Raw genomic sequence first — 25,799 nt, 5'->3', positions numbered from 1 at the left:
ACCTGCGGCAGGTCCCCGACCCTGGCCAGTGGTCGCGCTGACCGGTCTGGCGGCGTGGCTGGTGGTGGCCCCGCTGATGGCGGCGATCCTGTCGCTGTTCGGCGCCTCCTGGAACGAGGGGCCGATGGATGCGGTGCTGGGGCTCGTGTTCCTGGTCGGCGGCGTGGTGGCACTGCGCCGCGAATCCTTCGGCATCTTTGTGGAGCAGATGGGGCTGCCGCTGCTCCTGACGGGCCTGTTCAGTCTCGCCCATGCCTTGGACCGCGGGCTCACCTTTCGCGAGGTGCAGGCCGTGATGCTGGTGCTCACGGTGGGGCTGGTGACGCTGCTCCCTGCCGCCTGGTTGCGGCAGCTACTGGGCGCCGGTGCGGCGGTGCTGCTGATGCTGGTGATCAGTCCCAGGCACCACTTCGATCTGCCACTGCGTCCCCTCTGGATCGAAACGCATGGCGCGGCGCTGGTCGCGGTCCTGCTGATGGGGCTGCAGGTCCGCCTGGGTCGCCAGGCCTCCGGCGCCCGCTGGGCCGCGATGATGGAGCCCGCGCTCGGCGGCGCCTGGGTGATGGTGCTCGGTGCGCTGATGCTGGGGGCGGGGCTTAGCTTTCTGGTCGGTGGGGCGCTCGGCATGCCGGACTGGGTGGCCGACCACCCCGGCGGTCTGGCGGCTCGACCCGGCGCCGACTGGGCGGCCGGTCTGTTGTCCAGCGCGCTGGTGCTGGTGGGCGCTTGGGCGGTGGTCCGTGCGTGGCGGCCGGCACGGCCGTGGCGCTTGCTGCCTCCGGCGGTGGTCTTGGCCGGCATCGCCTTGCATCTGCCCATGTGGGGCGCTTGCCTGGCCGTGCTGTCCCTGATGCTGGTCACCCGCCGCTGGCGTCTGGCGATCGTGGCGGCTATCGCGGCGGTCTGGGTGCTGGGCAGCTTCTATTACAGCTGGGCGATGCCGCTCCAGAAGAAGGCGCTGGTCATGGCTGCTGCCGGATTGGCGCTGGCGGCCTGGGCCGCGTGGATGGGCCGGGCTGACAAAGGCGCCATGGCGGCGACGGCGTCCGAGCTGCCTGGCGCGGAGGCTCGCAGGGCCGCAGGGTCACAAGGCGCTCCCGTCGCATCGCCGCGGCACCACCCCGGCGCGCGCTGGGCGCCGATCCTGCTTGCGCTGTTCGCGGTGCTGGTCTTCATCACCGTGAACCTGCTGATCCTGCAAAAGGAAAGCCTGATCCGCGACGGTCGCCCGGTGTATGTGAAGCTCGCGCCGGTGGATCCCCGGTCGCTGATGCAGGGCGACTACATGCGGCTGGCCTACGCGCTGCCCGGGACCGAACGGGGGCGGTCGGGCGATGTGCCGCTCTGGGGCGAACGTCGCCGCGTGGCCGTGCGGCTGGATGAACGCGGCATCGTGACGTCCGCCCAGGGGCTCGCCTCAGGCGCTCCTGCGCCCACCGGCATGCTGGCGGTGGAACTCACCCCGGCCAGCGGCGGCTGGACCCTGGTCAGCGATGCCTGGTACTTCAAGGAGGGTACCCAGTCGCGATGGGCGGCGGCGCGTTATGGGGAGTTCCGACTCACCCCGGACGGTCGCGCCCTGCTGGTCAACCTGGTGGGGGAGGACCTGCGGCCGCTGTGAGCGCCGGCTCAGGCGTCGTGCAAGCCTTCCGGCTCGCCGCCGTCGATCAGTAGATCAATGATTTCACGGGCGAAGGCGAGGGCTTCTTCCGCGGTGGCAAAGTAGTACTCGCCCCCCAGGTCGGCCACGTCGCCTTCCGGGCCCACATGCACGACCGACCAACCCTCCGCCCCGCCGCCAATGGCGCACACGCCGAAGCACCCCGGCGCCAGGTCGCGGGCCGAGCCGGCGGTGATGAAGATGTCCTTGCCCCGATGGGCGTAATAACGTTTGAGCACGAGGAGCTTTGATGAAGGCAATCTGGAACGGCGAAGTGATCGCCGAGAGCAATGACACCGTGGTCGTGGAAGGCAATCACTACTTCCCCGCCGCGTCCCTGAAGCGTGAATTCACCACCTTCAGCAATCACCGCACCTCCTGCCCCTGGAAGGGTCAGGCCCACTACTTTAGCCTGCTGGTCAAGGGCGACATGAATCCGGACGCTGTCTGGTACTACCCAGAGCCCAGCGAGGCGGCGCAGGAGATCAAGGACCGAGTGGCTTTCTGGAAGGGCGTGCAGATCGTGGAGTGAGGGCGGGGCGCCCGGTGCGCCTCAGCTCTCCCGGGGCCACAGCACCCACATCCGCAGCGGCTGCTTCATGCGGCCGGCCTGCGCTTCGGCCTGTTCGCCCCATCCCCAGAAAAGATCGACACGCACCGGCCCGGTGATCGCCGCGCCGGTGTCTTGCGCCATCACCAGCCGACGCAGGGGCGTCGTGGATAAAGGCTCGGTCGTGTCCAGCCAGACCGGCGTGCCATACGGAACGCTGCCCTTGTCCACCGCCACCGAACGGCCGGGCGTCAGCGGGACGCCCTGTCCGCCCTTGGGCCCCACGGTCGGGTCCAGCAGCGGCTCTTCGCGGAAGAACACATAGCGGGGATTGGCCCACAGCGCATCCTTGAGCCGCTGCGGATTGCGGCGCGCCCAGTCCTTGATGAGCGGCCACGACGCTTCACCTGGGCGCAGTTCTCCCTGCGCCACCAGCCACTGGCCCACTGACCGGTAGGGCTGCTCGTTGTGCGCCGCAAAGGAGAGCCGGACCCAGCGGCTGCTGCCATCGGCTTCCGTCAGGCGCAGACGGCCACTGCCCTGGATCTGCATCACCAGTGCATCCAGCGGATCCTGCACCCAGGCCAGGCTCAGCCGGTTCAGGCGGTTGGTGCTTTCGATCTGCTGCCGGGTGTCATACGGTTTGCGGGGCACCAGATCCTGCGGCGGCGCCAGCAGCGGCACCCGGAAATCGCCCCCGGTCTGGCGACGCGCCTCCAGCTGCGGCTCGAAGTAGCCCGTGGCCAGACCCGTCGGTTCGCCGTCCGGCGCCTCCACCCGGTAGGGTTGCAGACGCTTCATCAGCCAGGTGGTGATCACCCCGTCATCGGTTGGCCGCAGCCGCAGCGCCTCGGTGCAGAACGCCTGCCAACCGGGCATCGGCCGCTCACAGCCGCGCAGCAGCGCGGGCCACCAGTCCAGCGCCCGGTCCTGTCCCCAGCCCGGCAGTTCGTCCCAGGCCGCTTCCACCCAGCGTGAGCGCTCCCGCTCCAGCGTACGGCGGGCAACTGCATCGGTCTCGCCGTTCAGCAGGCGCGCCGGATCCGGGGGCATCCGGCTTGCCCCGGAAGGGCGTACCGCAGGGTTCTTCGACTCTCGTGACAAGGGCTCCCCCGGCAGCGGACGGGCCGGCGTCGCCGAGGACGCCGACGACGGCGCCGAGGTTCCTGTAGGTTCCCTCACCACCGGTGGGGCACCGCAAGCGGCCAGCACGCCTAGAATCGCCGAGACCGCCACCCGGCGGCCGATGCGACCCGGGCCGGCCAGGACGTTTCGATGGACATCTGAGCCCGGGCGATGGAGACCGCGATACATCATGAGCGTGATTCTGCTGGAGGCTGTGGGCGCGTTGGCGCTGCTCGTATTCATTGTCTGGTGGACCATGTTCGCGGGCCGTAAAGGCGGCGAACGCCCTGACGACCACGAGCGTTGACTAGCCCCTCGGGGGCAGGAAGAAGCTGAGCGGCCGGGACCGGATGCGGGCCCAGATGGCTGCGCGCACCCGTTTGCGATCTGCCAGCTTGATGCCGCGTGATCGCAGCGCCACCCGGAAGGCCAGGGTGAAGCTGACCCCGACGTTCAAGAGGCCCGTGCCCAGGATGCCGATGACGCACAGCCAGAACGGCCAGTGCTTGACCACGTCCACCCCCAGCGCCCCGGCCGCCGCCGCGAGCTGCCCGGTGGACAGGGTGACGTGACGCGCCTCCAGCGGCAGGCCGAAGAACCCCAGCAGCGCCGGCACCACGCCGAGCATCAGGCCCAGGCTGATGTTGGCGGTCAGGCCCGAGATGTTCTCGCGCCACCACAGCGCCCAGCGCTGCGCCCGGTTGCCGCCCACCAGCGCCACGATGCGTGGATTCCAGGCGATGGCGCTGTCCAGCCGGAAGAAGACGAACCAGTTCTCCACCCATCCCGCGATCAGGCTGGAGAGGAACAGCAGCACGCCGGTGCAGGCGGCAAACACCAGCGTCGGGCCCAGCACGGTCAGGCTGTGCAGCACATGGTCGGCGTCCTTGGCGCCCACCAGCGGACGGCCAAAGACGGCCACCGCCAGCAGCTGCACCCCCAGCACCATCGGGGCCGCCAGGGCGAGGTTGCCGATGATGCCGGCGGTCTGGGAGCGGAACAGGTGGGCCACCTCGTCCACAAAGCTCTGCAGGCCGGGTTCGCTATCGATGTGGCGCAGCTTTTCCGCCAGCGCCGGCGCAGTCATTGCCGGCTGCTTGGTGGCCACCGTCCAATGCAGCAGGTGGATGATGACGAAGCTCAAGGCGTAGTTGACCCCGGCCCAGAAGCCGCCCCAGAACGCCGACAGGCCCACGGCCATGATGGCGAACTTGGCGAAGGTCGTCCCCGCGATGACCACGCCACCGCCGGCGGCACGGCGCAGCATGTCGCCATATTCTTCGCGGTTGCGGGTGATGTAGTGCTCACCGGTCTCAGCGCTGCGCTCGGCCACCTTGCGGGCCAGCAGGGAATAGTGGCGGCCGAACAGAGCGCGGATGCTGCGGCGCTCATGCACCACCCGGACCAGATTGGCCACCAGGCGCAGCAGCTCGCGACGCGGATGGGCCGCCAGCAGGCAGTCCAGCAGTTCCTCGATGCGGCGCAGCCGCGCCTGCATCTGCTCCACGCCGAACATCAGATCGACGGAGACGCCGTGTTCTTCCAGGTGGTCGGGCACCGAGGCGACCGCCGCGCGGCACTCATCCATCAGCGCCCGCAGATATTGCAGCTGGGCCGGCAGATGGGCGGGGTCGCCGTCTTCCAGAGAATGCTCCACCCGTTCCCAGGCCGTGGCCAGATTGCGGAAAGGGCGGCTGACCAGACGTTTGGGATCCATGCGCACCCGCAACGCGCCGGAGAGTCCGGCGGATCGAACGGCGCTCACCAGCACGGTGATGGCGCTGCGCATCTCGTCGCGCCAGTCGCCTTCGGGCGCACCGGCGAAAAGCAGGCTCAGGCGTTCCAGCAGCTCGTCGTCGATGGCGTTGATCCAGTCGGCGTCGGCCTCGTCGTGGAACAGCAGTTCAAACAGCTCGGCCAGGTCGCGGGTGTCGGCCGTCATCGGCAGCAGCCGGCGGCGCAGGCGGCCGAGGAACTCGCCCCACAGCGCCATGCGCGGCGCAAAACCAACTTCGGCAAAGAGGCTGATCGCGTCCGTCTCGGCCCAGACGCTGGCCAACACGCCGGCGAAGGCCTGGGCATGTTCGGGATGGCGCTCCAGCAGGGTGAGCAGATGGCGCAGGCGCCGCACCGGCAGGGGGGTGCTGTCGGCGGTCTCTTTCGCCGCACTCGCGCGCACATCCTTCAGCGGCGCGCGCCTCAGCCAGTCCACCAGCCGGACCAGCCAGAGATTGCGCTCGGCCAGCGGCGCCTGGGGATGGGCCGCATTGAGCAGCGCCGTGAGGTCCCAGCCTCGCAGCTTTCGCATCAGTGCAGGGAGCCGGCCTCGGCCAGCAGGAACTCAGGCACGTCGGTGTAAAACACATCGGCCGTGTCGGTGACACACAGGTAGCGACCGCTCATGCTGCCCTGCTTGGTGGCGATCTGCGCCCAGGAGCTGTACTGGAAGCGCTCGCCGGGTTGCAGCAGCGGCTGGTGACCCACCACCGCCAGGCCGTGCACCTCCTGGGTGTGGCCGTTCGCATCGGTGATGGTCCAGTGACGGCCGATCAGCTGCGCCGCGACATCGCCGCGGTTTTCGATGGTGATGGTGTAGCTGAACGCGTACTGGCCGCGGTCAGGGAAGGTCTGGTCCGCCAGCGGTTCAACAACCACGCTGCAGTGAAAATCGGGATGTGCCATTGGATCGATTCTAGGTGGGCCTTGGTTTATGCTGGCCCCCACAAGACTACAGATCTTATGGAGACACCTCAGGGTCCAGCTGAAGTGACGTCCCACGTCCGAGTGTCGCGGCGTGGCTGGTTGTATGGTGTGGCGGGCGTCCTGGGCGCTGTGTCACCCTGGACCTGTGCAGGGGCCGGCACTGCCGCCGCAGTGAGCAAGCCGCGGGCCGCCAGCATGGAGAGCGCGGCGGAAGCCGCCCCGCCCGCAGCCGGCGCTGCCGAGCTGACCCTTCGCACCGCCGCCCAAAGTGGCTCCCCGCTCAAGTTCTCCCCCGGCGATCCTCAGCATCCCGGCCTGTGTGCCGAAGTGGCCGGCGCGCTGGTGCAGGCAGACCCCCAACTGCATCTGACGGGCCTGGATCGGCTGGTGCCGCTGCGCCGGCTGGAGCTGATGCTGGCCACGGATGACCTGGACATCTTTTTCTGCATGCTGCCCTCTGAGCGGCGCCGGGAAATGATGCGGTTTCTGCCGATCCCGCTGTACCGGGTGCGGCATGTGTTGCTGGTGCGCGCCGGCACGCCCACGCCCAGGTCCTGGACCGCGTTGCGCGCCTTCGCCCGCCGCAAACCCATCCTGCTGGTGCAGGGCAGTCAGCTGGCGGTGTCGCTGCAGCAGGCGGACGTGAACCATGTCGAGGCCGCCCGCTCCGAAGTGGATGCGGTACACATGCTGCTGCGTGGCCGGGCCGACGCCGTCTACGGTCAGGATCTTGCCTTGCGCCATGCCGTGCGCCTGGCCGGTATCGACGAAGCCACGGTCGAATTTGGCCCCTTTGCCTTCGAGGAGCAGCCCCAGCTGGTGGCCGTCTCGCGCCGTCTGCCAGAGCCGGTGGTGGAGCGGCTCACCGAGCGCCTGCGCCAGCTCCAGACCAGCGGCGAACTGGCCCGGATCGTGGATCGTTACCGCTAGTGGGACGCCGGATCGCCCCTCGCAGCCTTCCGGACACCCTCATCGGTCCCCGTCTTCCTACAATCGTGGACTTTCCCGTGCCACGCCGCCGCCCGCGGCCCTCACCGTCATGACGCCTCCCACCCATCGCATCGCCCCCAGCATCCTCTCCGCCGATTTCGCCAACCTGGGTGCGGAAGTCCGCCAGGTGCTGGCTGCCGGCGCGGACTGGATCCACTTCGACGTGATGGACAACCATTACGTGCCCAACCTGACCTTCGGCCCGATGGTCTGCGAGGCGCTGAAGAAGCATGCGGTCAAGCCGGACGGCACGCCCGCCCCGATCGACGTGCATCTGATGGTGCAGCCGGTGGACGCCCTGGCCCAGGCCTTCTGCCGTGCCGGCGCCAATCTGGTGAGCTTCCATCCGGAAGCCAGCCAGCATGTGGACCGCACGCTGCAGCTGATCAAGAGCGAAGGCGCCCAGGCGGGTCTGGTGTTCAATCCGGGCACGCCGCTGGACGTGCTGGAATGGGTGATCGACAAGGTTGATCTGGTGCTGATCATGAGCGTGAACCCCGGTTTCGGCGGTCAGAGCTTCATTCCGTCGGCCCTGAAGAAGCTGCAGCAGGCCAAGTCGATGATCCTGGCCAGCGGCCGGGACATTCGCCTGGAAATCGACGGCGGTGTGAAGGTGGACAACATCCGCGAGATCGCCGATTCGGGCGCGGACACCTTCGTGGCGGGCTCGGCCATCTTCGGCAAGCCGGACTACAAGGCCGTCATCGACGCGATGCGCGCCGAGCTGGCGCGCTGACATCCCGTCTTTGAACCGGATCGCTGAACCGCATCATTGAGGCCGCCGACCTTGACTCGCCTGCTGATCGTCTGCGCGGCCAATCTGTGCCGCTCCCCCATGGCCGAGGCGGTGTTGCGGGGCCATGCCGCGGGCCTCGGGCTGAGTGAGGTGGCTTCGGCGGGCGTGTGGGCGTCGTCGCGTCGCCAGGAGGCGGACAAGCGGGCGCTGCAGGCCCTTCAGGCGCGCGCCTACGGCCTGGACCGCCGCTGGCGCTCGCGCCGCGTGCGGCCGGAAGACTTCGATGACTTCGACCTGCTGCTCGCGATGGACCGGGAGGTCCTGCGCGGGCTGGAGGCTCAGCGTCCCGCCCGCTCAACGGCGCGGCTGGCGCTGTTTCTGCAGGGCATGACCGGCCTGGGCCGGGATGAGGTGCCCGATCCCTACTTCGGCACCGTCGAGGGGTTCGAGCGGGTGCTGGACCTGATCGAGGCGCGCGTGGCCGCCTGGCCAGCAGCGGTGGACTTGAAGCGCCATTTCACCGCAGCTGCGTGAACAGGATTTCACCGCGGCTGGGTGCACAGAGACTGAGCGGCGACGGGGCACCATGCGCGATCCCGCGCCGGGCCGTCCTGCCGCCCGCTTAGGAACCCGGGGCGCAAAACAAAATGAGGGGCAGCGCCCCCCATCTTCAATCCGCCTGACCCGGCGCCGGATGGGCCGGATGAGCCGGTTGTGCCGGATGCTCGGTCAGCCGCGTGTGCGCGACTTCCCGCGTGTCCGGTCCGGTGCCGCTGAAGCGGTCCAGGGCCAGGTAGATCACCGGCGTGATGTAGAGCGTCACCGCCTGCGACAGGATCAGCCCGCCGACCACCGCCAGACCCAGCGGCTGCCGCAATTCCGCGCCGGCGCCCAGGCCCAGCGCGATCGGCAGCGCACCCATCAGTGCCGCCAGCGTCGTCATCATGATCGGACGGAAGCGCAGGATGCAGGCCTCGCGGATGGCCTCCGCCGGTGACATGCCGCCATTGCGCTGCGCATCGAGGGCGAAGTCGATCATCATGATGGCGTTCTTCTTGACGATGCCCACCAGCATCAGGATGCCGATGGTGGCGATCACCGTCAGCTCCATGCCGGCCAGCTCCAGCGTGATCAGCGCGCCCACCGCCGCCGACGGCAGGCCGGCCAGGATGGTGATCGGGTGGATGTAGCTCTCATACAGCACGCCCAGCAGCACATAGATGACCGCCACCGCCAGCAGGATCAGCATCAGCTGGCCGCCCTGCGAGTCCTTGAAGACGGCCGCATCGCCGCCATAGCTGGTGATGATGGTCGGCGGCAGGCCGATCTCCCGCGCATAACCGTCCACCCGGCCGGTGGCCTGGCCCAGGGGCACGTCCGGCGCCAGGTTGAAGCTGAGCGTCACCGCCTGCAGCTGCCCCTGGTGGTTCACCGCCGTCGGACCCAGCTCCCGCTTGACGCTGGCAAAGGCCGTCAGCGGCACCATCGTTGCGTTCTTGCCGCGCAGGTAGATCTTGCTGAAGGCGTCTTCGCTCAGCCGGTCGCCGTCGGTGGCTTCCATGATCACCTGGTAGGTGTTGCTCTCCGCATAGATGCTGGAGACCTGCCGCTCGCCGAAGGCACTGTAGAGCGCGTTGCGCAGGTCCTGCATCTGCACGCCGAGCAGCGTCGCCCGTTCGCGGTCGATCACCAGATTCGCCTGCAGGCCGCGCAACTGGGAATCGCTGGTCACGTCGCGGAAGATCGGGTCGGCCTTGAGCTTGTCCTGGAGCTTCTCGGCCCAGCTGTTGAGCTCACCCGCGCTGACTGACTGCAGGGTGAACTGATAACGGCTCTTGGACTGCCGGCCGCCCAGCTGCAGGTTCTGCACCGGGCGCAGATAAACGGCGATGCCGGGGACGGTGCGCAGGTCCTTGCGCAGCGATTCCAGCACCTGCGGCATGGCGGGCCGGTCGCCGCGCGACTTGAGGTTGATGAACAGCCGGCCGGTGTTGACCTGACCGCCGCCGCCCCCGCCACCGACCGCCGCCGACACGCTGGCCACCGCCGGATTGTTCTTGACGATCTCGGCCACCCGCTCCTGCAGCACCGTCATGGCGGCGAAGGAAATGTCTTCCGACGCTTCGGTGCTGGCCTGGATCTGTCCGATGTCTTCCTCGGGGAAGAAGCCCTTGGGAATGGCAATGTAGAGCCAGGCGCTGGCGATGAAGCTCAGCACCGCCACACCACCCACGAGCATCCGATGGGCCAGGGCCCAGTCCAGCGTGCGGGTGTAGAAGTTGACGAGGCCGGTGAAGCCCGCTTCAAACGCGCGACCCAGCGCGTTTTCCTTGGCTTCGTGATGATGCTTCAGGAACCGGCTGCAGAGCATCGGCACCAGGGTCAGCGACACCACCGCCGACACCAGGATGGACAGCGACACCACCACCGCGAATTCATGGAACAGCAGGCCGATGACGCCCGGCATGAAGAAGATGGGGATCAGCACCGCCACCAGCGAGATCGAGATGGAGAGAATGGTGAAGGACATCTCCCGCGCACCGCGGATGGCCGCATCGAACGGCGCCATGCCGTCCTCCACGTGGCGAACGATGTTCTCCAGCATCACGATGGCATCGTCCACCACCAGACCCACCGCGAGCGTGATGCCGAGCAGCGAGATGTTGTCGAGGCTGTAGCCGAGCGCGTAGAGCAGCGTCAGCGCGCCGATCAGCGAAATCGGCAGCGACAGCGTCGGGATCAGCGTCGCCACCATGCGGCGCAGGAACAGGAAGATCACCATCACCACCAGCACGACGGTCAGCGCCAGGGTGAAGTAGACGTCGTGCAGCGATTCGCGGATGGAGATGGAGCGGTCGTTCAGCGTGCTCATCTTCACCGATGCCGGCAGCTGCGCGGCAAAGCGGGGCAGCATGTCCTTGACCGCATCCACCACCTTGACGGTGTTGGCGTCCGGCTGGCGCTGCACGGCCAGCACGATGGAGCGCTCGCCGTTGAAGTTGGAGAAGGACTTGACCGTCTCGAAGCTGTCCTGCACGTCCGCCACGTCCCGCAGGAACACCGGCGCGCCGTTGCGGGTGGCCACCACGATGCCGCCGAAGGCCTGCGCATCGCGCAGCTGCTTGTTGGCCTGGATGGTCAGCGTCTGGCGCGAGCCGTCCAGCGTGCCGACGGGGGTGTTGGCATTGGCGCCGCGGATGGCGGCCTGCAACTCGTCCAGCGTGATGTTGCGCTGCTGGAGCAGTTCATTGCGGGCCTTGATGCGCACCGCATAACGCTTCTGGCCGTAGATCGAGACCTGGGCCACGCCGTCGATGGTCGACAGGCTCGGGGTGATCAGGTTTTCCGCATAGTCGTTCAGCTCGGAGAGGTTGATCGACGGCGAGGTCAACGCCACCAGCAGCACCGGCGCATCCGCCGGATTCACCTTGCGGTAGGACGGCGGCGTGGTCATCTCGGTCGGCAGCGCGCGCAGCGCCCGGAACAGCGCAGCCTGCACGTCCACGGCCGCGGCGTCGATGTCGCGCGAGGGATCGAATTCCAGCGTCAGTGAGCTGTTGCCCAGCGTATTGGTGGACGAGATGGTGGTGATGCCGGCGATGGTGGAGAACTGCTTCTCCAGCGGCAGCGCGACCGAGGACGCCATCGTGTCCGGGCTGGCGCCGGGCAGGCTGGCCTGCACGTTGATGATGGGCGTGTTGAAGCTGGGCAGCGCCGCGACGGGGATCCGGCTCCAGGCGGCCAGACCGCCAATGACCAGCGCGATGTTCAGCAGCACCGTCATGACGGGCCGCCGGATGAACAATTCGGTGAGGTTCATGCCGGACCTTTCACTCGCCGGTGCCGTCGGACTTGCCGCTGCTGCCGGAGGCTGCTGCCATCCGGGTGGCGGCGGCTGCCGAGGCTTCCGCCTGCTGACGCACCGCTGCGGCGGGATCCACGGCCGCCGGCTGGGTCTTCACCGGTGCCCCGGGGCGCAGGTTCTGCTTGCCGTCCAGCACCACGGTGGCGCCGGCTTCCACGCCCTCCACCACCGCCATCTCACCGAAGACGTAACGCAGGCGCACCGTCTTGAGCTGCGCGGTCTTCTCCGGCGTCACGATGTAGACCTGGCGCTCCGTGCCGCGCAGGATGATCGCCGCCTGCGGAATCACCACCGCATTCTTGATGCTGCGCAGCAGCATGCGCACCCGCAGGTACTGGCCGGGCCAGAGCTTTTGCTGCTTGTTCTCGAATTCCGCCTTGAGCTTGATGGTGCCGGTGGACGCATCCACCAGGTTGTCCACGAAGATCAGCTTGCCGCGGGCCACCGGTTCGGCCTGGCTGCCACGGCTGCCGGTGTCGAGGCCGGGCTGCATCACCTGCACTTCCGGTGCGGCGGGGCGGGCCCCATTGGGGCCGGGGCGCATGGCTTCCAGCACCGGCGCGAGTTCGGTTTCCGGCAGGTTGAAGGTGATGCCGACCGGATCGATCTGCACGATGTTCACCAGCGGGGTGCCGCTGGCGCTGGCCTGCACCAGACTGCCCGGCCAGACATTCACCGCACCGGCGCGGCCGCTGAAGGGCGCACGGAGCTCGTTGTAGCTCAGCGCCACCTGGGCGGATTGCACGGCGGCCTCATCGGCCGTCACCAGGCTGCGACCGCCCTCCAGATTCGCCAGTGCGGTGTCCAGCGCACTCTGCGCGACGAACTGCTGGGCCACGAGTTCCTTGGCCCGCTCGTACTGGCGCTGCAGGTCGGCGAGGGCGGCCTTGTCCCGCGCCAGCTGGGCGCGGGCCTTGTCGAGATTGGCCCGGTCGGCCCGTTCATCGAAGCGGAAAAGCACCTGGCCCTGGGTGACCGACTGCCCATCCTTCACCAGCACTTCGCGCACGGTGCTGGTGGTCTGCGCCCGGATGTCGACCTGATTGAGCGCGGCGACCGTGCCGCTGGCTTCCACCACCACCGGCACGTCCTGCTGACGGGCCGGCACCACACCGACCGTCTGCATGCCGCCGGCGCCTGAAGCGCGCGCGCCGGGTGCCCCTGCGGTGGCGGGGCTGCCGTCCGCATGCGCTGCCTGTGAACTGCGGGATTTCCACCACCAGCCGCCACCGGCGAGCAGCAGCAGGATGATCAGCGACAGGACAACAGGCTTGCGGCGCATGCTTTGACTTTCTCCAACGACAGGCTGGCAGGGCGCGAAAGCTTAGGGCAGCATTTGCTGACCAATGTTTCGCATCCGTTAATCGTGGGATTGTCCCGGCGAACCTGTGCGATTGGAGCGAGGCGAAGTCCGCCAGCGGGAAGTTTTCGCAGTGCCGGGGGTGCCGGACGTCATGTTGTTGCGGCTTCCCCGAAAGCGTTTGCAGGACTTTCCGCTGTGCGATTCAGCCGCGTCGCTGTGTCACTGAGGCGTCACGACGCGCGAATGAATCGCGCGGTGCAATGAATCGCGCCGATCAATCGCGCCGGCGATGACTGCTGACGAATCGCAGACGAATCACCGCTGGATGACCGCTGGATCACCGCTGAATCACCGCCTGTGATGCCTTGACGCCGCCCGCGTCAGCGCTGCTGATTCAATGCCACTGCCAATGCGGTGCCCACCTTGGCATTGTGTTTGACCAGTGCAATGTTGGTGACCAGGCTGGCGCCGCCGCTCAGGTCCTTGATGCGGGCCAGCAGGTAGGGCGTGACCGCTTTGCCGCTGATGCCCCCCGCCTGCGCTTCGGCCAGCGCCTGTTCGATGAAGCCTTGAATGCGCACCGCTGGCATTTCATCGGACACCGGCACCGGATTGCTGATGACCGCGCCACCTGCAAGTCCCAGCGCCCACTTGGTGCGCAGGAAGGCGGCTTGCTGCGCTGCATCATCCATGCGGAAGTCGGCCTTCAAGCCGCTGTCCCGGGTGTAGAACGCCGCGAAGTGGTCCTGCCCGACCGAGATCACCGGCACGCCGTGCGTCTCCAGGTATTCGAGCGTCAGCGGCAGGTCCAGGATGCTCTTGGCGCCGGCGCAGACCACCGCCACCGGTGTGCGCGCCAGTTCCTGCAGGTCGGCGGAGATGTCGAAGGACGTCTCGGCGCCTCGGTGCACACCGCCGATGCCGCCGGTGACAAACACCTCAATGCCCGCCAGATGGGCGCAGATCATGGTGGCGGCCACGGTGGTCGCGCCGATGCGATGGGCGCTCAGCGCGAAGGGCAGGTCCCGGCGGCTGAGCTTCATCGCGTCCGGCGAGCGGCCCAGCAGTTCCAGCTGTTCATCGTCCAGACCGATGCGGATGCGTCCGTCGAGCACGGCGATGGTGGCTGGCACGGCGCCGTGTTCCCGCACGATGGCTTCCACTTCGCGGGCGGTCTGCACGTTCTGCGGGTAGGGCATGCCGTGCGAAATGATGGTGGATTCGAGCGCGACGATCGGCCGGCCCGCGTCACGCGCGGCCGCCACTTCGGGCGAGAAGGCGATCAGCGACTGGGCGTCCAGGCGGGAGGCCGAAGGGGCCGTGGCAGTCACGGTGGCGGAGAAGTCAGTCATGGGTCGCTTTCTATCGGTCAGGAAGGTTCGCAGCACGCAGTGCAGGCCGTCAGGCCAGCAGCGCCGGACTCAGTTCACGGCTGACCGTGGCGTCCGTCTGCAGCGTGAGGGCGGCGAGTGACAGGCCCAGCTTGCAGGCGGCCCGCAGGTCCTGCGGCTGTCGGTGGAGGGCGGCGACGATGCCTGCGGACAGGGCATCGCCCGCGCCGGTGACCTCGCGCATGCGGCCTCTCGGCACCTTGGGCGCAGCCATGGCGCTGAGGGTGTCGCCGTCGCTGAAGCGCACGCCCTGGGCGCCATCGCTCATCACCAGCCGTTGCAGCCCGCGGGCCCGCAGGGCCTGCCAGGCGTCGTTCAGTGCGGTGTCGGTGGCCAGTGCGTCGCCCATGAGGGCGGAGAGTTCGGTGCGGTTCAGCACCAGCAGATCGATGCCCGCCAGCGATGTTCCCAGCCGCTGCATCTTCGGCACCGAGACCGCCACGACCACGAGATGCTGCTGGCGGGTCACCGCTTCCTGTTGCAGCACTGCCAGCGCGGGCGCGGGTAGATTCAGGTCGGCCACCAGCCAGCGGGCGGCCGCGCGTTGAGGGGCGCAGCGGCGAATGAAATCGCTGTCCAGGCGATCGGTCAGCGCCATGTCGGCCATGGCCAGCATCAGGTCCCCTTGTTCGTCCAGCACGGCGGTGTAGCTGCCGGTGGGCGCATCCGCTGCCTGCACGCTGCCGGTGCAGTCCACGCCCAGGGCCTGGAGGTCAGCGAGCAGCGCCTGGCCGGCCGCGTCCCGCCCGACGGCGGTCAGCAGATGGACCGGCAAACCGAGCCGAGCCAGGTTCTCGGCGATGTTGCGGGCCACGCCGCCCGGGGATTCGAACTGGCGGGCCGGATTGGAGCTGCCCATACGCGGTGCTTCCAGCGAACGGAGCTTGCGGTCGAGGTTGGTACCGCCGATGCAGACCAGCGGCTGCCGGCTGGGCAGCACATAGGCCCGCCCGAGGATGCGCCCCTCCCTGACCAGCTGGGCCAGATGGCCCGCCACGGCGGAGCGTGAGAGGCCCAGGGCGTCCCCCAGCGCCTGCTGGGTGATGAAGGGATTGGCTTCGACCAGGGCAAGCAGCTGGTCCTTGGAACTGTTCATGACGCCATTCTAGACATTTGTCTTTGGCATTAGACAAAAGTTTCATACAGCGAAGCTGTGACTTGCTACCACGCGGAATTTGTCCGTTCTCAAACCAGAGGAAGAGGGGAGTTCCCCGGCGCACGGCATTGGCATAACCTTGACCAAGGCCAGGACGCAGCGGCGAAACCTTGTGTAGGCGCCCAGCGGCCCTGCATTGCTGCGGATCGGGGCGCCCCACCGCATCCACACAAAACAGGAGGACTCTGATGCGCCAAAACCTGCCGGTGACCCAACAGGCTTACGAGATCCCGGACGACTCGACGCTCATGTCCACCACGGACACCCAGAGCTACATCCGGTATGCCAACGATGCCTTTACCGAGGCCAGCGGCTATACCTCGGAGGAACTGGCCGGGCAGCCCCACAACATGATCCGCCACCCCGACATGCCGCCGGAAGCCTTCCGGGACATGTGGGAGACGCTCAAGGCGGGCGAAAGCTGGGCCGGGCTGGTGAAGAACCGCCGCAAGAATGGCGACCATTACTGGGTGCGGGCCAATGCCACGCCCATCCTGCGCAATAACCGGCCGATTGCTTTCATGTCAGTGCGCACCAAACCCTCGGCAGAGGAAGTGGCGGGCGCCGAAGCCCTCTACAAGGACATGCGCGAAGGCAAGGCGGACGGCGTGCGCTTCCACAAGGGCGTGGTGTTGCGACGCGGTCTGTCCGGCTGGGCCAACTGGCGCAAGACGATGCCGGTGCGCTGGCGCCTGCGCCTGCCGATGCTGGCCCTGCTGGTGCTGGCGGTGGCCGCGCAGCTGGCGAGTGCCGCCAGCCTGACCGCCTCCCTGGGATGGACCGCCGCACTGGTGGTGCTCGGACTGGCCGCGATGGTCTTCGTGGAGCAGCAGATCGTCGGGCCTTTGCAAACCCTGTCCGAGCATGCGCGCCGCGTGGCGGGTGGGGACGCCCGTGAAGGCGTTGACTTCAACCGCGTCGACGAAATCGGCATGGCGCTGCGGTCAGTGAATCAGCTGGGGCTGATGTTCCGCTGGGTGATCGACGACATCGCCGATCAGGTGGTGACGGTGAAGTCGTCCAGTGGGCATCTGGTGACCGGCAACAACGAGATCAGCGCCCGCACCGAGCAGGCCGCTGCCAGCCTGCAGGAGACCGCCGCGTCGATGGAGCAGATGAGCGCCACGGTGAAGAGCAATGCCGATGCCGCCAAGCAGGCCGAGGACCTGGCGGTGCAGGCCACCGCGGCAGCGTCGCAGGGCGGCGACGTGGTGCGCGAGGTCAACACGACGATGGAAGGCATCACCGCCTCCAGCAAGCGCATCGGCGACATCATCGGCGTGATCGACGGCATTGCCTTCCAGACCAACATTCTGGCGCTGAATGCGGCGGTGGAAGCCGCCCGTGCCGGTGAGCAGGGCCGTGGATTCGCGGTGGTGGCCGGCGAGGTGCGCAGCCTGGCGCAGCGAAGCGCCGAGGCCGCGCGGGAGATCAAGACGCTGATCAGCGACAGCGTCGAGCGGGTGGAGGCCGGCGGCCGCCAGGTGCATGAAGCCAGCCGCGCGATGAACGACATCGTGCAGCAGATTCAACGCGTGAGCGGGCTGATCTCGTCCATCGGCCACGCCACCCGGGAGCAGGCGTCCGGCATTGCGCAGGTCAGCGCCGCGGTAAGCGACCTGGACAAGACCACCCAGCAGAACGCCGCCCTGGTGCAGCAGTCCGCCGGCGCCAGCGACAGCCTGGAGCGGCAGGCGACGCAGCTGGTGCAGGCGGTGTCGGTGTTCCGGTTGAGCTGAGGCCGGTCAGAAGAACCCGAGCTTCTTCGGCGAATAGCTCACCAGCAGGTTCTTGGTCTGCTGGTAGTGGTCCAGCATCATCTTGTGGGTCTCGCGACCGATGCCGGATTCCTTGTAGCCGCCGAAGGTCGCATGTGCCGGATAGGCGTGATAGCAATTGGTCCACACCCGCCCGGCCTGGATGGCGCGGCCCATGCGGAAGGCGGTGTTGATGTCCCGCGACCACACGCCCGCGCCCAGGCCGTAGGGGGTGTCGTTGGCAATTGCCAGGGCTTCTTCCTCGGTCTTGAAGGTGGTGATGGCCAGCACCGGTCCAAAGATTTCCTCACGGAAGATGCGCATCTGGTTGTTGCCCTTGAAGAGCGTCGGCTGGATGTAATAGCCGCCGGCCAGATCGCCGCTGAAGTCCGCACGTCCCCCTCCAATCAGGCACTGCGCGCCTTCCTGCTTGCCGATCTCGAGATACGACAGGATCTTGTCGAGTTGCATCGACGAGGCCTGCGCGCCCATCATCGTTTCGGTGTCCAGCGGATTGCCCTGGCGGATGGCCTTGACCCGGTCGATGGCGCGGGCGATGAACTGGTCGTAGATCGACTCATGAATCAGCGCGCGGGACGGGCAGGTGCACACCTCCCCCTGGTTGAAGGCAAACAGCACGAGACCTTCGATGGCCTTGTCCAGCAGGTCGTCGTCCTGGGCGGCGATGTCCGGGAAGAAGATGTTGGGGCTCTTGCCGCCCAGCTCCAGCGTGGCGGGGATCAGGTTGGTGGCCGCGGCCTGCGCAATCACCCGGCCGGTGGCGGTGGAGCCGGTGAAGGCGACCTTGGCAATGCGCTTGCTCTGCGCCAGCGGCATGCCGGCTTCCTTGCCGTAGCCATTGACGATGTTGAGCACCCCCGGTGGGAGCAGGTCGGCGATCAGCTCGGCCATCAGCAGGATGCTCACCGGGGTGGATTCGGCCGGCTTGAGCACCACGCAGTTGCCGGCGCCCAGGGCGGGAGCCAGCTTCCAGGCGGCCATCAGCAGCGGGAAGTTCCACGGGATGATCTGGCCCACCACGCCCAGCGGCTCATGGAAGTGATAGGCGACGGTGTGCGCGTCGATCTCGCTGAGCGCTCCTTCCTGCGCCCGCAGGCAGCCGGCGAAATAGCGGAAGTGGTCCACCGCCAGCGGCACGTCGGCATTGAGCGTTTCGCGCATGGGCTTGCCGTTGTCCACCGTCTCGGCGTAGGCGAGCCGCTCCAGGTTCTGTTCGATGCGGTCGGCAATGCGCAGCAGGACATTGGCCCGCTCGGCCGCCGGTGTGGCGCCCCATTTCGCGCTGGCGGCATGGGCAGCGTCCAGCGCCAGTTCGATGTCCGCCGCGGAGGAGCGGGCAGCCTGGGTGTAGACCTTGCCGCTGATGGGCGTGATCACATCGAAATACTGGCCCTCCACCGGGGCGACCCAGCGGCCACCGATGAAGTTGTCATAACGGGGCTTGAACTGCAGCAAGGCGCCTGCTTGATGAGGCTGGGCGTAGATCATGGACTGTCTCCGTTTGTGGGTTTGTGGTGGATGAGCGGGGTCTGCATTGCAGGCGCCATGCCAGGCCGCACCGCAGGCGCCTCCGGATGAGGTTTCAGCAGGAATCAGGCGAAACCGGGGTCAAGCGCAGGTCGGATCTGCGTAAATCCGGGCTTGGCCCCTTCCCATCTGGCGTCAACGCGGTGAGGATGGGCGGGCGTACCTGCGCCGCGACAGCACAGGCGGAACAGGTGTTCCAAGATGGAACAGCACATCAGGCAGGACGACAGGCAGAACGTCCGCCAGGAGACAAGCGATGTCCAAGACTTCGATCGCCGCAGTGGCGCCGGGGCGGCTGCGTGCCGCGCGGCGGGAGCTGCTGGAAACGGGTGAGTTGCGGCTGAACCTGCCGGACGCGGGCCTGAGTCGCAGCTGGCTGCGCAGCCATGCGGCCGGGCTGAGCCCGGTCGGCCGCACGCCCGGCGCGCCACATGCATCGTCGGCGCAGCTGATGCGGGCGCTGGAGCAGCAGCATGAGCTGGTGGCGCATGCGCGGCCGGTGATGCAGGACCTGTTTGCCCAGACGCGGGACAGCGACGGCATGGTCATCCTGTCGGACGGTCAAGGGCTGCTGCTGCAGGCCCTGGGGGATGGCCGGTTTGTGGACCGCGCGCAGCGGGTGGCCCTGCGGCCGGGTGCCATCTGGGACGAGCGCTGGCGGGGAACCAATGCCATCGGCACGGCGCTGGTGGAGCGCCGGCCGGTGGCGGTGATGGGCGGGGAGCACTATCTGGAGCGGAACGGCTTTCTGAGCTGCACGGCGGCGCCGATCCGGGATCCGCAAGGACGGGTGCTGGGCGTGCTGGACATCTCCGGCGATCAGCGCAACTTCCATCGGCACACGCTGGCGCTGGTCCGGATGGCGGCGCGGTCGGTGGAGCACCGGCTGTTCCAGACGCGGCATGCACAGGCGCTGCGGCTGCAGCTGCATCCCCAGCGCGAAGGGCTGGACACGGCGGGCGAGGGCCTGCTGGCGGTCAGCGAGGAGGGCTGGATCATTGGCGGCAATGAGACCGCGCTGGGGTGGCTCGGCGCGGAGGCGTCGCGGTCACTGCGGCTGGAGGCGGTGCTGCCGATCCCGTGGCCGCAATTACTGACCTGGGCATGCATGGACGATGCTGCGCCGCAGTGCGTGCGGCGCGAGGGTGACGCGACAGCGCTGTGGGTGCGGGCGAGCGTGCCGGCGGCCTGGCGTCGGCGGTGGGTGGGCGCGGAGAGGCTGGCCCTGTCTGAGCGGAACGACGAAGGGGCGTCGATCGGGCACGCACATCCGGATCGCACGGCCGGCGCCGCTTCTGGCGCCATGGGCGACCTCGCCTCTGGCGCGAACCTTTCGACCGGGCGCCATCCTGAGTCTCACGGTATGCATCACGCCCGGAGTGGGCTTGCATCGCCCCCCAGCGGCTGCGGCGAAAGCGATCGGAGGCCGGGTGCCAGCGAGCCCGTCAGCGTCATCCCCGCGCTGGACGGCGGTGAGCGCATCGGCGCAGATGCGAGAGGGCTTTCGGTCCCCGGCGCAGATGCGAGGGGACTTTCGGTCCCCGGCTCCGCTGCGCCCGTCGCGGTTGACTGGAATGCGCCTGATGGTGGGCGTGATGCGCCTGCCATGCCGGCCACGCCTGCTGCGGATGCTGCGGATGCTGCGGATGCTGCGGCGGTTGCCCCATCAGCGGGAGGTCTCTTGCCAAGCCGATTGGCGCAGTCACCGCGTACCGGTGTTCCGTCCGCGAGGACGTGGACCCCGCTGCAGATGCCGGAGCGCAGCCCGGACGCGGAGTGGCCCGCTCCGCTGGCCGCGCTTGATCTTGGCGACCCGACGGTCCATCAACTGCTTCGCCGTCTTCACAAGGTCTTGAACAAGCCCATAACCCTGCTGCTGCAAGGCGAGTCGGGCGTGGGCAAGGATGTCCTGGCGCGGGCGGTGCACGACAGCGGCCTGCGCTGCAAGGGGCCCTATGTGGCGGTGAACTGCGCTGCGCTGCCGGAAGGGCTGATCGAGGCCGAGCTGTTCGGCTACCGCGGCGGCGCCTTTACCGGTGCCTCGCGGGAAGGGGCTGCCGGTCGGTTGCGCCAGGCCCACGGGGGCACGCTGTTCCTCGATGAGATCGGTGACATGCCACTGCCGCTCCAGGCGCGGCTGCTGCGCGTTCTGCAGGACCGGCAGGTGCAGCCCCTGGGCGGCGGCGCGGCAGTATCCGTGGACGTGCAGCTGATCTGCGCCAGTCATCGACCCCTGCGCGCCATGGTGGAGGAGGGGCGCTTTCGGGAGGACCTCTATTACCGGATCAATGGACTGGCCCTGACCGTTCCGCCGCTGCGCGCTCGCACTGATCTGGCCGCGCTGGTGCAGCGGCTGCTGCGGCGGATCGTGGCGCCGCAGTCGCAGGCACAGGCACAAGCACAAGCACAAGCACAGGCGCAGCACTCGCCCGCGCCGTATCAGAACACGCATCTGCAATCCATCGCGGGCAACGGTGGCGCGGGCGTTGAAGTGTCGGTGGCGCCATCATTGATGACGCTGATGCAGCGCTACGCCTGGCCAGGCAACGTCCGTCAACTGGAGCAGGCCCTGCGCGTGGCCGTCGCCATGCTGGAGCCCTGGGAGCGCGAGATCCAGATCGAGCATCTGCCGGAGGATCTTCAAGCGGAATGGACGGCGGGTGAAGTGACCGCCACAGACGCCACACATTGGACGGATGCTCCTGGCACCACTGGCACCACTGGCACCACTGGCACCACTGGCCCCTCCGGCCTTGCCGGCCTTTCCGGTCCCGCTGCGCCCTCCGCCGCCCTCCGCGGGCATGCCAAGGCCCACGCGCGCCAGGTGTTGACAGAATGTCAAGGCAACGTCTCCGAAGCTGCCCGGCGTCTGGGCATCGGGCGCAATACGCTGTATCGCCTGCTGCGCTGAGCACGGGGCGACGTCGCGACGATCGTCACTGTCTCCACTTTGCCGCGCGTCTCGGCGCGCGTCCAACGCCTTGTCCGTCTTTGGTGTCAGTCATTGACTGACACGCCTTTGCTGGATCCTCCGAGGGTCCAAGGCGGCGTCCTTGACTGGGCGATTGCAGCGCACCCGCGTAATCTTCAACTCATGCGGAACGGAAATGGTGGCTGAACCGCAGAGGCGAAAGCCGGACGACTTTGAGGTGATGGGCAAAGGGATGGGGCGGACTTCTAGCGGGAGTCCGCCCTTCGTCTTTCAGGACGCCGCACAATCCGTCCCCATGTTTCGTCTTCCGACCACGGCCACGGCGCCGTTTTGTCCTTCCGAAGTCCACGGATCGATTCCATTGCCCACCCAGGGCCCCCTGTGGCGACGCCTGCTGAAGGTGGCCGGCCCGGGCCTGCTGGTGTCGGTGGGCTACATGGACCCCGGCAACTGGGCCACCGACATCGAGGCCGGGTCTCGCTTCGGCCATGCGCTGTTGTGGGTGGTGCTGGCGTCCAGCCTCGCCGCCATGGTGCTGCAGACCCTGTCCTTGCGGCTGGGCATCGTCACCCAGATGGATCTGGCCCAGGCCTGCCGCGCTCGTTACCGGCGACCGGTCAACCTCACTTTGTGGCTCATGGCGGAGCTGGCGATCATCGCCTGCGATGTGGCCGAGGTGCTGGGCACCGCGCTGGCGCTGCACCTGCTGTTCGGCATGTCGCTCATGGGCGGAGTCGGCCTGGCGGCACTGGACACGCTGATCGTCCTGGGCCTGAAGGGGCGGGGATTCCGGCAGGTGGAGGCCATCATCCTGGGACTGGTGATGACCATCGGGGTCTGTTTTGCGGTGCAACTGGTACTGGTCGGGCCTGATTGGGCGGCGGTGATGCAGGGTTTCGTTCCCAACGGCGTGGCCGTGCACGACCGGCATGCGTTGCTGCTGGCCATCGGCATCCTCGGCGCGACAGTGATGCCGCACAACCTCTACCTGCATTCGTCCATCGTGCAGACGCGGCGCATCGGGCGATCTCCGGCGGCGCTGCAGGACGGGCTGCGGCTGTGCACCTTCGACACTTTGGTGTCCCTCTCGCTGGCGCTGCTGATCAATGCGGCGATCCTGACGCTGGCGGCCACCGCCTTCCATGCGCGGGGCCATACCGAGGTGACGGAGATCCAGGATGCCTACCACCTGCTGGATCCGCTGGTGGGCAGTGCGCTGGCGTCGATGCTGTTCGGCATTGCGCTGCTGGCTGCGGGACAGAGTTCGACCTTCACCGGGACGATTGCAGGGCAGGTGCTGATGGAGGGATTCCTGCAGCTGAAGATTCCGTGCTGGCAGCGGCGGCTGGTGACGCGGGCCATTGCGCTGGTGCCGGCGTTTGTTGGCGTGTGGTGGCTGGGGGAGGGCGGCGTCGGACGGCTGCTGGTGGCGAGTCAGGTGGTGCTGAGCCTGCAACTGCCGTTTGCGATGTGGCCGCTGATCCGCATGACCAGTGACCGCTCGCTGATGGGTGTCTTTGCCAACGGACCGTGGCTGCGAGGTGCCGCCTGGGCGATCTTCGGGGCCGTGGGGCTGGCGAATGTGGCCTTGTTGGCGTCGTTGCTGGACCTCGTCTGAGGCGACGGCCCGGTGAGCCGGGGGACGCAGGGCAGCTTTACTGTGGGTCCGCCGCGTCCTGTGAGGCCCGTGATAGCTCCCGCCCGCCCCGCGTGAGCGCCTCCAGCGGTGCGAACGCCGTCAGCAGCGGGACCGCACCGATCAACCGATCAATGCCCATCCGCCGCCCATCCCGGCCATCAGCAGCACCAGCACCAGGGGCGGCCAGCGCAGTCGGATCAGCAGCACCAGCGCGCCGGCAACCAGCAGAACGTCCGCTGCGCTGTGAAGCGCACTGCTGGCCACCGGCGTGATGAGCGCAGCCGTCAGCAATCCCACCACCGCGGCATTGATGCCGGTCAGCGCATTGCGGAACCCCGCACGCTGGCGCAGCGCGTGCCAGAAGGGCAGGGCGGCCATCAGCGTCAGCCAGGCGGGTGCAAAGATGGCCAGCAGCAGGAGCCCTGCGCCGATCCAGGCGCTGGAGACGCCGGAGAGCGGCACTGCGGCGCCCAGATAAGCCGCGAAGGTGAACAGCGGGCCCGGAACCGCCTGGGCGGCGCCGTAGCCAGCGAGGAACTGCTCGGCGCTCATCCAGCCGGTCTGCACGAAGCCGGCATCCAGCATGGGAAGGACCACGTGGCCGCCACCGAAGACCAGCGCGCTGGCGCGGTAGCAGATCCACAGTGCCGCCCACAGGCGGGAGTCGGTGCCGTGAGCGAGCAGGGAAAGACCGGCCAGAAGGACGATGAAGGCGATCAGTGCCGCCCATCCAGTCCGGCGGCTGACCAACAACGACTCTGATGGAGATCGCTGCGGTGAGGCGGCGGCGTGCGTGTGGCCGTCCTGTCGCGCTTGCGCTGGATGATCGCTCGTTCCGGCTCGGCCGAAGCGAGGCAGCGCCCACATCCCGGCCAACGCCCCCAGCACCAGCGCGCCCGGCTGACCGACGGCCGATGGGAGCGCCAGCACCAGCAGTGCTGCGATGAGGGCCAGCAGCTTCCGCGGCAGATCAGGACACAGGCTGCGCCCCATCGCCCAGACCGCCTGGGCGACCACCGCCACCGCGAGCAGCTTGAGCCCATGCAAGGCCCCCAGCACCAGCGGCGATGATCCTTGCTGCACCCCGAGCGCCACCAAGGTCAGCAGGACCGCCGACGGCATCGTGAAGCCGACCCACGCGGCCAGTGCGCCCGCGCCGCCCGCTCGCTGCAAGCCGAGCCCCATGCCCACCTGGCTGCTGGTCGGCCCCGGCAGGCACTGGCACAAGGCGACGAGGTCGGCATAGTCCGCCTCGCTCAGCCAGCGGCGTCGCTCGACGAACTCAGCCCGGAAGTACCCGAGATGCGCCACCGGGCCGCCGAAGGACGTCAGCCCCAGCACCAGGAAGGCACGCAGCACTTCCAGCGCCGAGCCAGTCGGGCGACTGCCGGGCCCCTCGGATGGCGGCGTTGCAGGGGAACTCGCCGGCGCCTCCGACGAGCGCTCCGGAGGTTCATCGACCGATGGCGCCAAGGACGGCGCCAAAGGCAGCTCCAATGGCGGCTCGGAAGGAGCAGCGGAAGAAAAACCCGACGGTGGAGTGACTGGCGCACGCATGGCGCCGCATTGTGGCCAGCGTCAGTGACCCTGCAAAGGCGGGCGCCCCCTCGATTTGGTAACCTGCACGCCTTTCCTGTACCTGCGTTCCGCTGTGGTCTCCACTGCCCGGACAACCTGATTGGAGACCTCATGACCATTGAATCCGAAGACGACGTTGCTGGCCTCAAGCGCATTGGGCGCATCGTCTCGCTGGTGCTGCACGAGCTGCTGGAGACGGCCGAGCCCGGCATGACCACGCAGGAGCTGGACCAGCTGGGCGGTCGCCTGCTGGCATCGCACGGTGCGCAGTCGGCCCCGAAGCTGACCTACGACTTTCCCGGCTACACCTGCATCAGCATCAACGAAGAAGCGGCCCACGGTATCCCCGGTGGCCGCGTGATCCGTGCAGGCGACGTCCTGAATGTGGACGTGTCGGCCGAACTGGGCGGCTATTTCGCCGACACCGGCGGCACTCGCGTCATCCCGCCGACCAACCCGCAGAAGACCCGTCTGTGCCATGCCACCCGCACCGCGCTGGAGCAGGCGATGAAGCAGGCGCGTGCCGGGCAGCCGATCAGCGGCATCGGCGCCGCCATCGAGCGGGTGGCCAAGACTTACGGCTTCAAGATCATCGAGAACCTGGGCAGCCACGGCGTGGGCCGGGCGCTGCACGAGGCGCCGGAGCACATCCCCGGCTACTACGACCCCAAGGACAAGCGCCTGCTGCAGGAAGGCATGGTCATCACCATCGAGCCCTTCCTCTCCACCAAGAGCCGCATTGTCGAAGAGACCGATGACGGCTGGACGCTGGTGGGCGTGCCCGGCAACCTCTCCGCGCAGTATGAACACACGATGATCATCACACGGGGTGATCCGATCGTGGTGACGCAGCACTGAGTCAGGAC

Annotated in this window: 19 protein-coding genes; 9 read left to right on the top strand and 10 right to left on the bottom strand. The window is 67.9% G+C overall.

Going from position 1 to position 25,799, the window contains the following annotated elements; translation table 11 throughout:
* Positions 1-28: 28 nt before the first annotated feature.
* On the top strand, positions 29-1,621 hold the full coding sequence (locus FHS28_RS10120; RefSeq protein WP_184294497.1) for a GDYXXLXY domain-containing protein: 1,593 nt from the start codon (positions 29-31) through the stop codon (positions 1,619-1,621).
* Positions 1,622-1,629: 8 nt separating this feature from the next.
* Here the strand turns inward: FHS28_RS10120 and FHS28_RS10115 are convergent, their stop codons facing one another.
* Positions 1,630-1,899 carry a hypothetical protein gene (locus tag FHS28_RS10115; RefSeq protein WP_088453018.1) on the bottom strand — a complete coding sequence of 90 codons (270 nt, stop codon included), beginning with the start codon at positions 1,897-1,899 and terminating at the stop codon, positions 1,630-1,632.
* Positions 1,900-1,910: 11 nt separating this feature from the next.
* Here FHS28_RS10115 and FHS28_RS10110 point away from each other — a divergent pair, with 11 nt between their 5' ends.
* Positions 1,911-2,192: a DUF427 domain-containing protein gene (locus FHS28_RS10110; RefSeq protein WP_088453020.1), complete on the top strand. Its 282-nt coding sequence runs from the start codon at positions 1,911-1,913 to the stop codon at positions 2,190-2,192.
* A 21-nt stretch (positions 2,193-2,213) separates the two neighbouring features.
* Here FHS28_RS10110 and mltA read toward each other — a convergent pair whose 3' ends face one another.
* The 3 genes from mltA to apaG form a co-directional block, all read right to left on the bottom strand.
* Entirely contained in the window at positions 2,214-3,263 is a 1,050-nt protein-coding gene (gene mltA, locus FHS28_RS10105; protein WP_246409881.1) for a murein transglycosylase A, read from the bottom strand.
* A gap of 379 nt (positions 3,264-3,642) precedes the next feature.
* Positions 3,643-5,643 carry a transporter-like protein TlpB gene (gene tlpB / locus FHS28_RS10100; protein ID WP_088453024.1) on the bottom strand — a complete coding sequence of 667 codons (2,001 nt, stop codon included), beginning with the start codon at positions 5,641-5,643 and terminating at the stop codon, positions 3,643-3,645.
* The gene (gene apaG / locus FHS28_RS10095) at positions 5,643-6,017 is read right to left on the bottom strand and encodes a Co2+/Mg2+ efflux facilitator ApaG/CorD (protein ID WP_088453026.1); all 375 of its coding nucleotides are present in this window, start codon (positions 6,015-6,017) and stop codon (positions 5,643-5,645) included. The genes tlpB and apaG overlap by 1 nt, the downstream gene beginning before the upstream one ends.
* Before the next feature lie 192 nt (positions 6,018-6,209).
* On the opposite strand from apaG, the gene FHS28_RS24600 reads away from it, so the two are divergent.
* The 3 genes from FHS28_RS24600 to FHS28_RS10080 all read left to right on the top strand — a co-directional run bounded on the left by FHS28_RS24600 (position 6,210) and on the right by FHS28_RS10080 (position 8,298).
* Positions 6,210-6,968 (top strand): substrate-binding periplasmic protein, encoded by a 759-nt coding sequence (locus FHS28_RS24600; RefSeq protein ID WP_184294495.1) that lies wholly within the window; start codon positions 6,210-6,212, stop codon positions 6,966-6,968.
* 109 nt (positions 6,969-7,077) lie between these two features.
* Positions 7,078-7,764 carry a ribulose-phosphate 3-epimerase gene (gene rpe / locus FHS28_RS10085; RefSeq protein WP_088453030.1) on the top strand — a complete coding sequence of 229 codons (687 nt, stop codon included), beginning with the start codon at positions 7,078-7,080 and terminating at the stop codon, positions 7,762-7,764.
* 51 nt (positions 7,765-7,815) lie between these two features.
* Entirely contained in the window at positions 7,816-8,298 is a 483-nt protein-coding gene (locus FHS28_RS10080; protein ID WP_221193869.1) for an arsenate reductase/protein-tyrosine-phosphatase family protein, read from the top strand.
* A gap of 136 nt (positions 8,299-8,434) precedes the next feature.
* Here FHS28_RS10080 and FHS28_RS10075 read toward each other — a convergent pair whose 3' ends face one another.
* The 4 genes from FHS28_RS10075 to FHS28_RS10060 all read right to left on the bottom strand — a co-directional run bounded on the left by FHS28_RS10075 (position 8,435) and on the right by FHS28_RS10060 (position 15,419).
* On the bottom strand, positions 8,435-11,584 hold the full coding sequence (locus tag FHS28_RS10075; RefSeq protein ID WP_088453032.1) for an efflux RND transporter permease subunit: 3,150 nt from the start codon (positions 11,582-11,584) through the stop codon (positions 8,435-8,437).
* 10 nt (positions 11,585-11,594) lie between these two features.
* Positions 11,595-12,911 carry an efflux RND transporter periplasmic adaptor subunit gene (locus FHS28_RS10070; protein WP_088453034.1) on the bottom strand — a complete coding sequence of 439 codons (1,317 nt, stop codon included), beginning with the start codon at positions 12,909-12,911 and terminating at the stop codon, positions 11,595-11,597.
* 401 nt (positions 12,912-13,312) lie between these two features.
* A complete protein-coding gene (locus FHS28_RS10065) occupies positions 13,313-14,284 on the bottom strand; it encodes a pseudouridine-5'-phosphate glycosidase (protein WP_088453036.1) in 972 nt (323 codons plus the stop codon).
* Between the two features lie 49 nt (positions 14,285-14,333).
* Positions 14,334-15,419 (bottom strand): carbohydrate kinase, encoded by a 1,086-nt coding sequence (locus FHS28_RS10060; RefSeq protein ID WP_088453038.1) that lies wholly within the window; start codon positions 15,417-15,419, stop codon positions 14,334-14,336.
* A gap of 248 nt (positions 15,420-15,667) precedes the next feature.
* On the opposite strand from FHS28_RS10060, the gene FHS28_RS10055 reads away from it, so the two are divergent.
* Complete coding sequence (locus tag FHS28_RS10055; RefSeq protein WP_088453040.1) at positions 15,668-17,218, top strand: methyl-accepting chemotaxis protein; 1,551 nt, start codon at positions 15,668-15,670, stop codon at positions 17,216-17,218.
* 6 nt (positions 17,219-17,224) lie between these two features.
* Here the strand turns inward: FHS28_RS10055 and exaC are convergent, their stop codons facing one another.
* On the bottom strand, positions 17,225-18,745 hold the full coding sequence (gene exaC, locus FHS28_RS10050; protein ID WP_088453042.1) for an acetaldehyde dehydrogenase ExaC: 1,521 nt from the start codon (positions 18,743-18,745) through the stop codon (positions 17,225-17,227).
* 295 nt (positions 18,746-19,040) lie between these two features.
* On the opposite strand from exaC, the gene FHS28_RS24135 reads away from it, so the two are divergent.
* Together FHS28_RS24135 and FHS28_RS10030 are read left to right on the top strand one after the other, a co-directional pair.
* A complete protein-coding gene (locus FHS28_RS24135; protein ID WP_246409878.1) occupies positions 19,041-21,695 on the top strand; it encodes a sigma-54-dependent Fis family transcriptional regulator in 2,655 nt (884 codons plus the stop codon).
* A 316-nt stretch (positions 21,696-22,011) separates the two neighbouring features.
* Entirely contained in the window at positions 22,012-23,334 is a 1,323-nt protein-coding gene (locus tag FHS28_RS10030; RefSeq protein ID WP_088453043.1) for an Nramp family divalent metal transporter, read from the top strand.
* 141 nt (positions 23,335-23,475) lie between these two features.
* Here FHS28_RS10030 and chrA read toward each other — a convergent pair whose 3' ends face one another.
* Entirely contained in the window at positions 23,476-24,840 is a 1,365-nt protein-coding gene (chrA, locus tag FHS28_RS10025) for a chromate efflux transporter (protein ID WP_445677839.1), read from the bottom strand.
* A gap of 204 nt (positions 24,841-25,044) precedes the next feature.
* Between chrA and map the strand changes: the two genes are divergently transcribed.
* On the top strand, positions 25,045-25,791 hold the full coding sequence (gene map / locus FHS28_RS10020) for a type I methionyl aminopeptidase (RefSeq protein WP_088453047.1): 747 nt from the start codon (positions 25,045-25,047) through the stop codon (positions 25,789-25,791).
* Positions 25,792-25,799 lie beyond the last annotated feature (8 nt).

Source organism: Roseateles terrae, assembly GCF_014192155.1.
In the GTDB taxonomy this organism is placed as follows: Bacteria; Pseudomonadota; Gammaproteobacteria; order Burkholderiales; family Burkholderiaceae_C; genus Roseateles; species Roseateles terrae.
The sequence above is the reverse complement of the archived record's forward strand: the minus strand, read 5'-3'. Positions and strand labels throughout refer to the sequence as shown.

Coding starts and splice junctions, on each gene's coding strand:
- FHS28_RS10110 (WP_088453020.1), top strand. CDS start 1,911: ATGAAGGCAATCTGGAACGGCGAAGTGATCGCCGAGAGCAATGACACC.
- mltA (WP_246409881.1), bottom strand. CDS start 3,263: ATGCCCCCGGATCCGGCGCGCCTGCTGAACGGCGAGACCGATGCAGTT.
- tlpB (WP_088453024.1), bottom strand. CDS start 5,643: ATGCGAAAGCTGCGAGGCTGGGACCTCACGGCGCTGCTCAATGCGGCC.
- apaG (WP_088453026.1), bottom strand. CDS start 6,017: ATGGCACATCCCGATTTTCACTGCAGCGTGGTTGTTGAACCGCTGGCG.
- rpe (WP_088453030.1), top strand. CDS start 7,078: ATGACGCCTCCCACCCATCGCATCGCCCCCAGCATCCTCTCCGCCGAT.
- FHS28_RS10075 (WP_088453032.1), bottom strand. CDS start 11,584: ATGAACCTCACCGAATTGTTCATCCGGCGGCCCGTCATGACGGTGCTG.
- FHS28_RS10070 (WP_088453034.1), bottom strand. CDS start 12,911: ATGCGCCGCAAGCCTGTTGTCCTGTCGCTGATCATCCTGCTGCTGCTC.
- FHS28_RS10065 (WP_088453036.1), bottom strand. CDS start 14,284: ATGACTGACTTCTCCGCCACCGTGACTGCCACGGCCCCTTCGGCCTCC.
- FHS28_RS10060 (WP_088453038.1), bottom strand. CDS start 15,419: ATGAACAGTTCCAAGGACCAGCTGCTTGCCCTGGTCGAAGCCAATCCC.
- FHS28_RS10055 (WP_088453040.1), top strand. CDS start 15,668: ATGCGCCAAAACCTGCCGGTGACCCAACAGGCTTACGAGATCCCGGAC.
- exaC (WP_088453042.1), bottom strand. CDS start 18,745: ATGATCTACGCCCAGCCTCATCAAGCAGGCGCCTTGCTGCAGTTCAAG.
- FHS28_RS24135 (WP_246409878.1), top strand. CDS start 19,041: ATGTCCAAGACTTCGATCGCCGCAGTGGCGCCGGGGCGGCTGCGTGCC.
- FHS28_RS10030 (WP_088453043.1), top strand. CDS start 22,012: ATGTTTCGTCTTCCGACCACGGCCACGGCGCCGTTTTGTCCTTCCGAA.
- map (WP_088453047.1), top strand. CDS start 25,045: ATGACCATTGAATCCGAAGACGACGTTGCTGGCCTCAAGCGCATTGGG.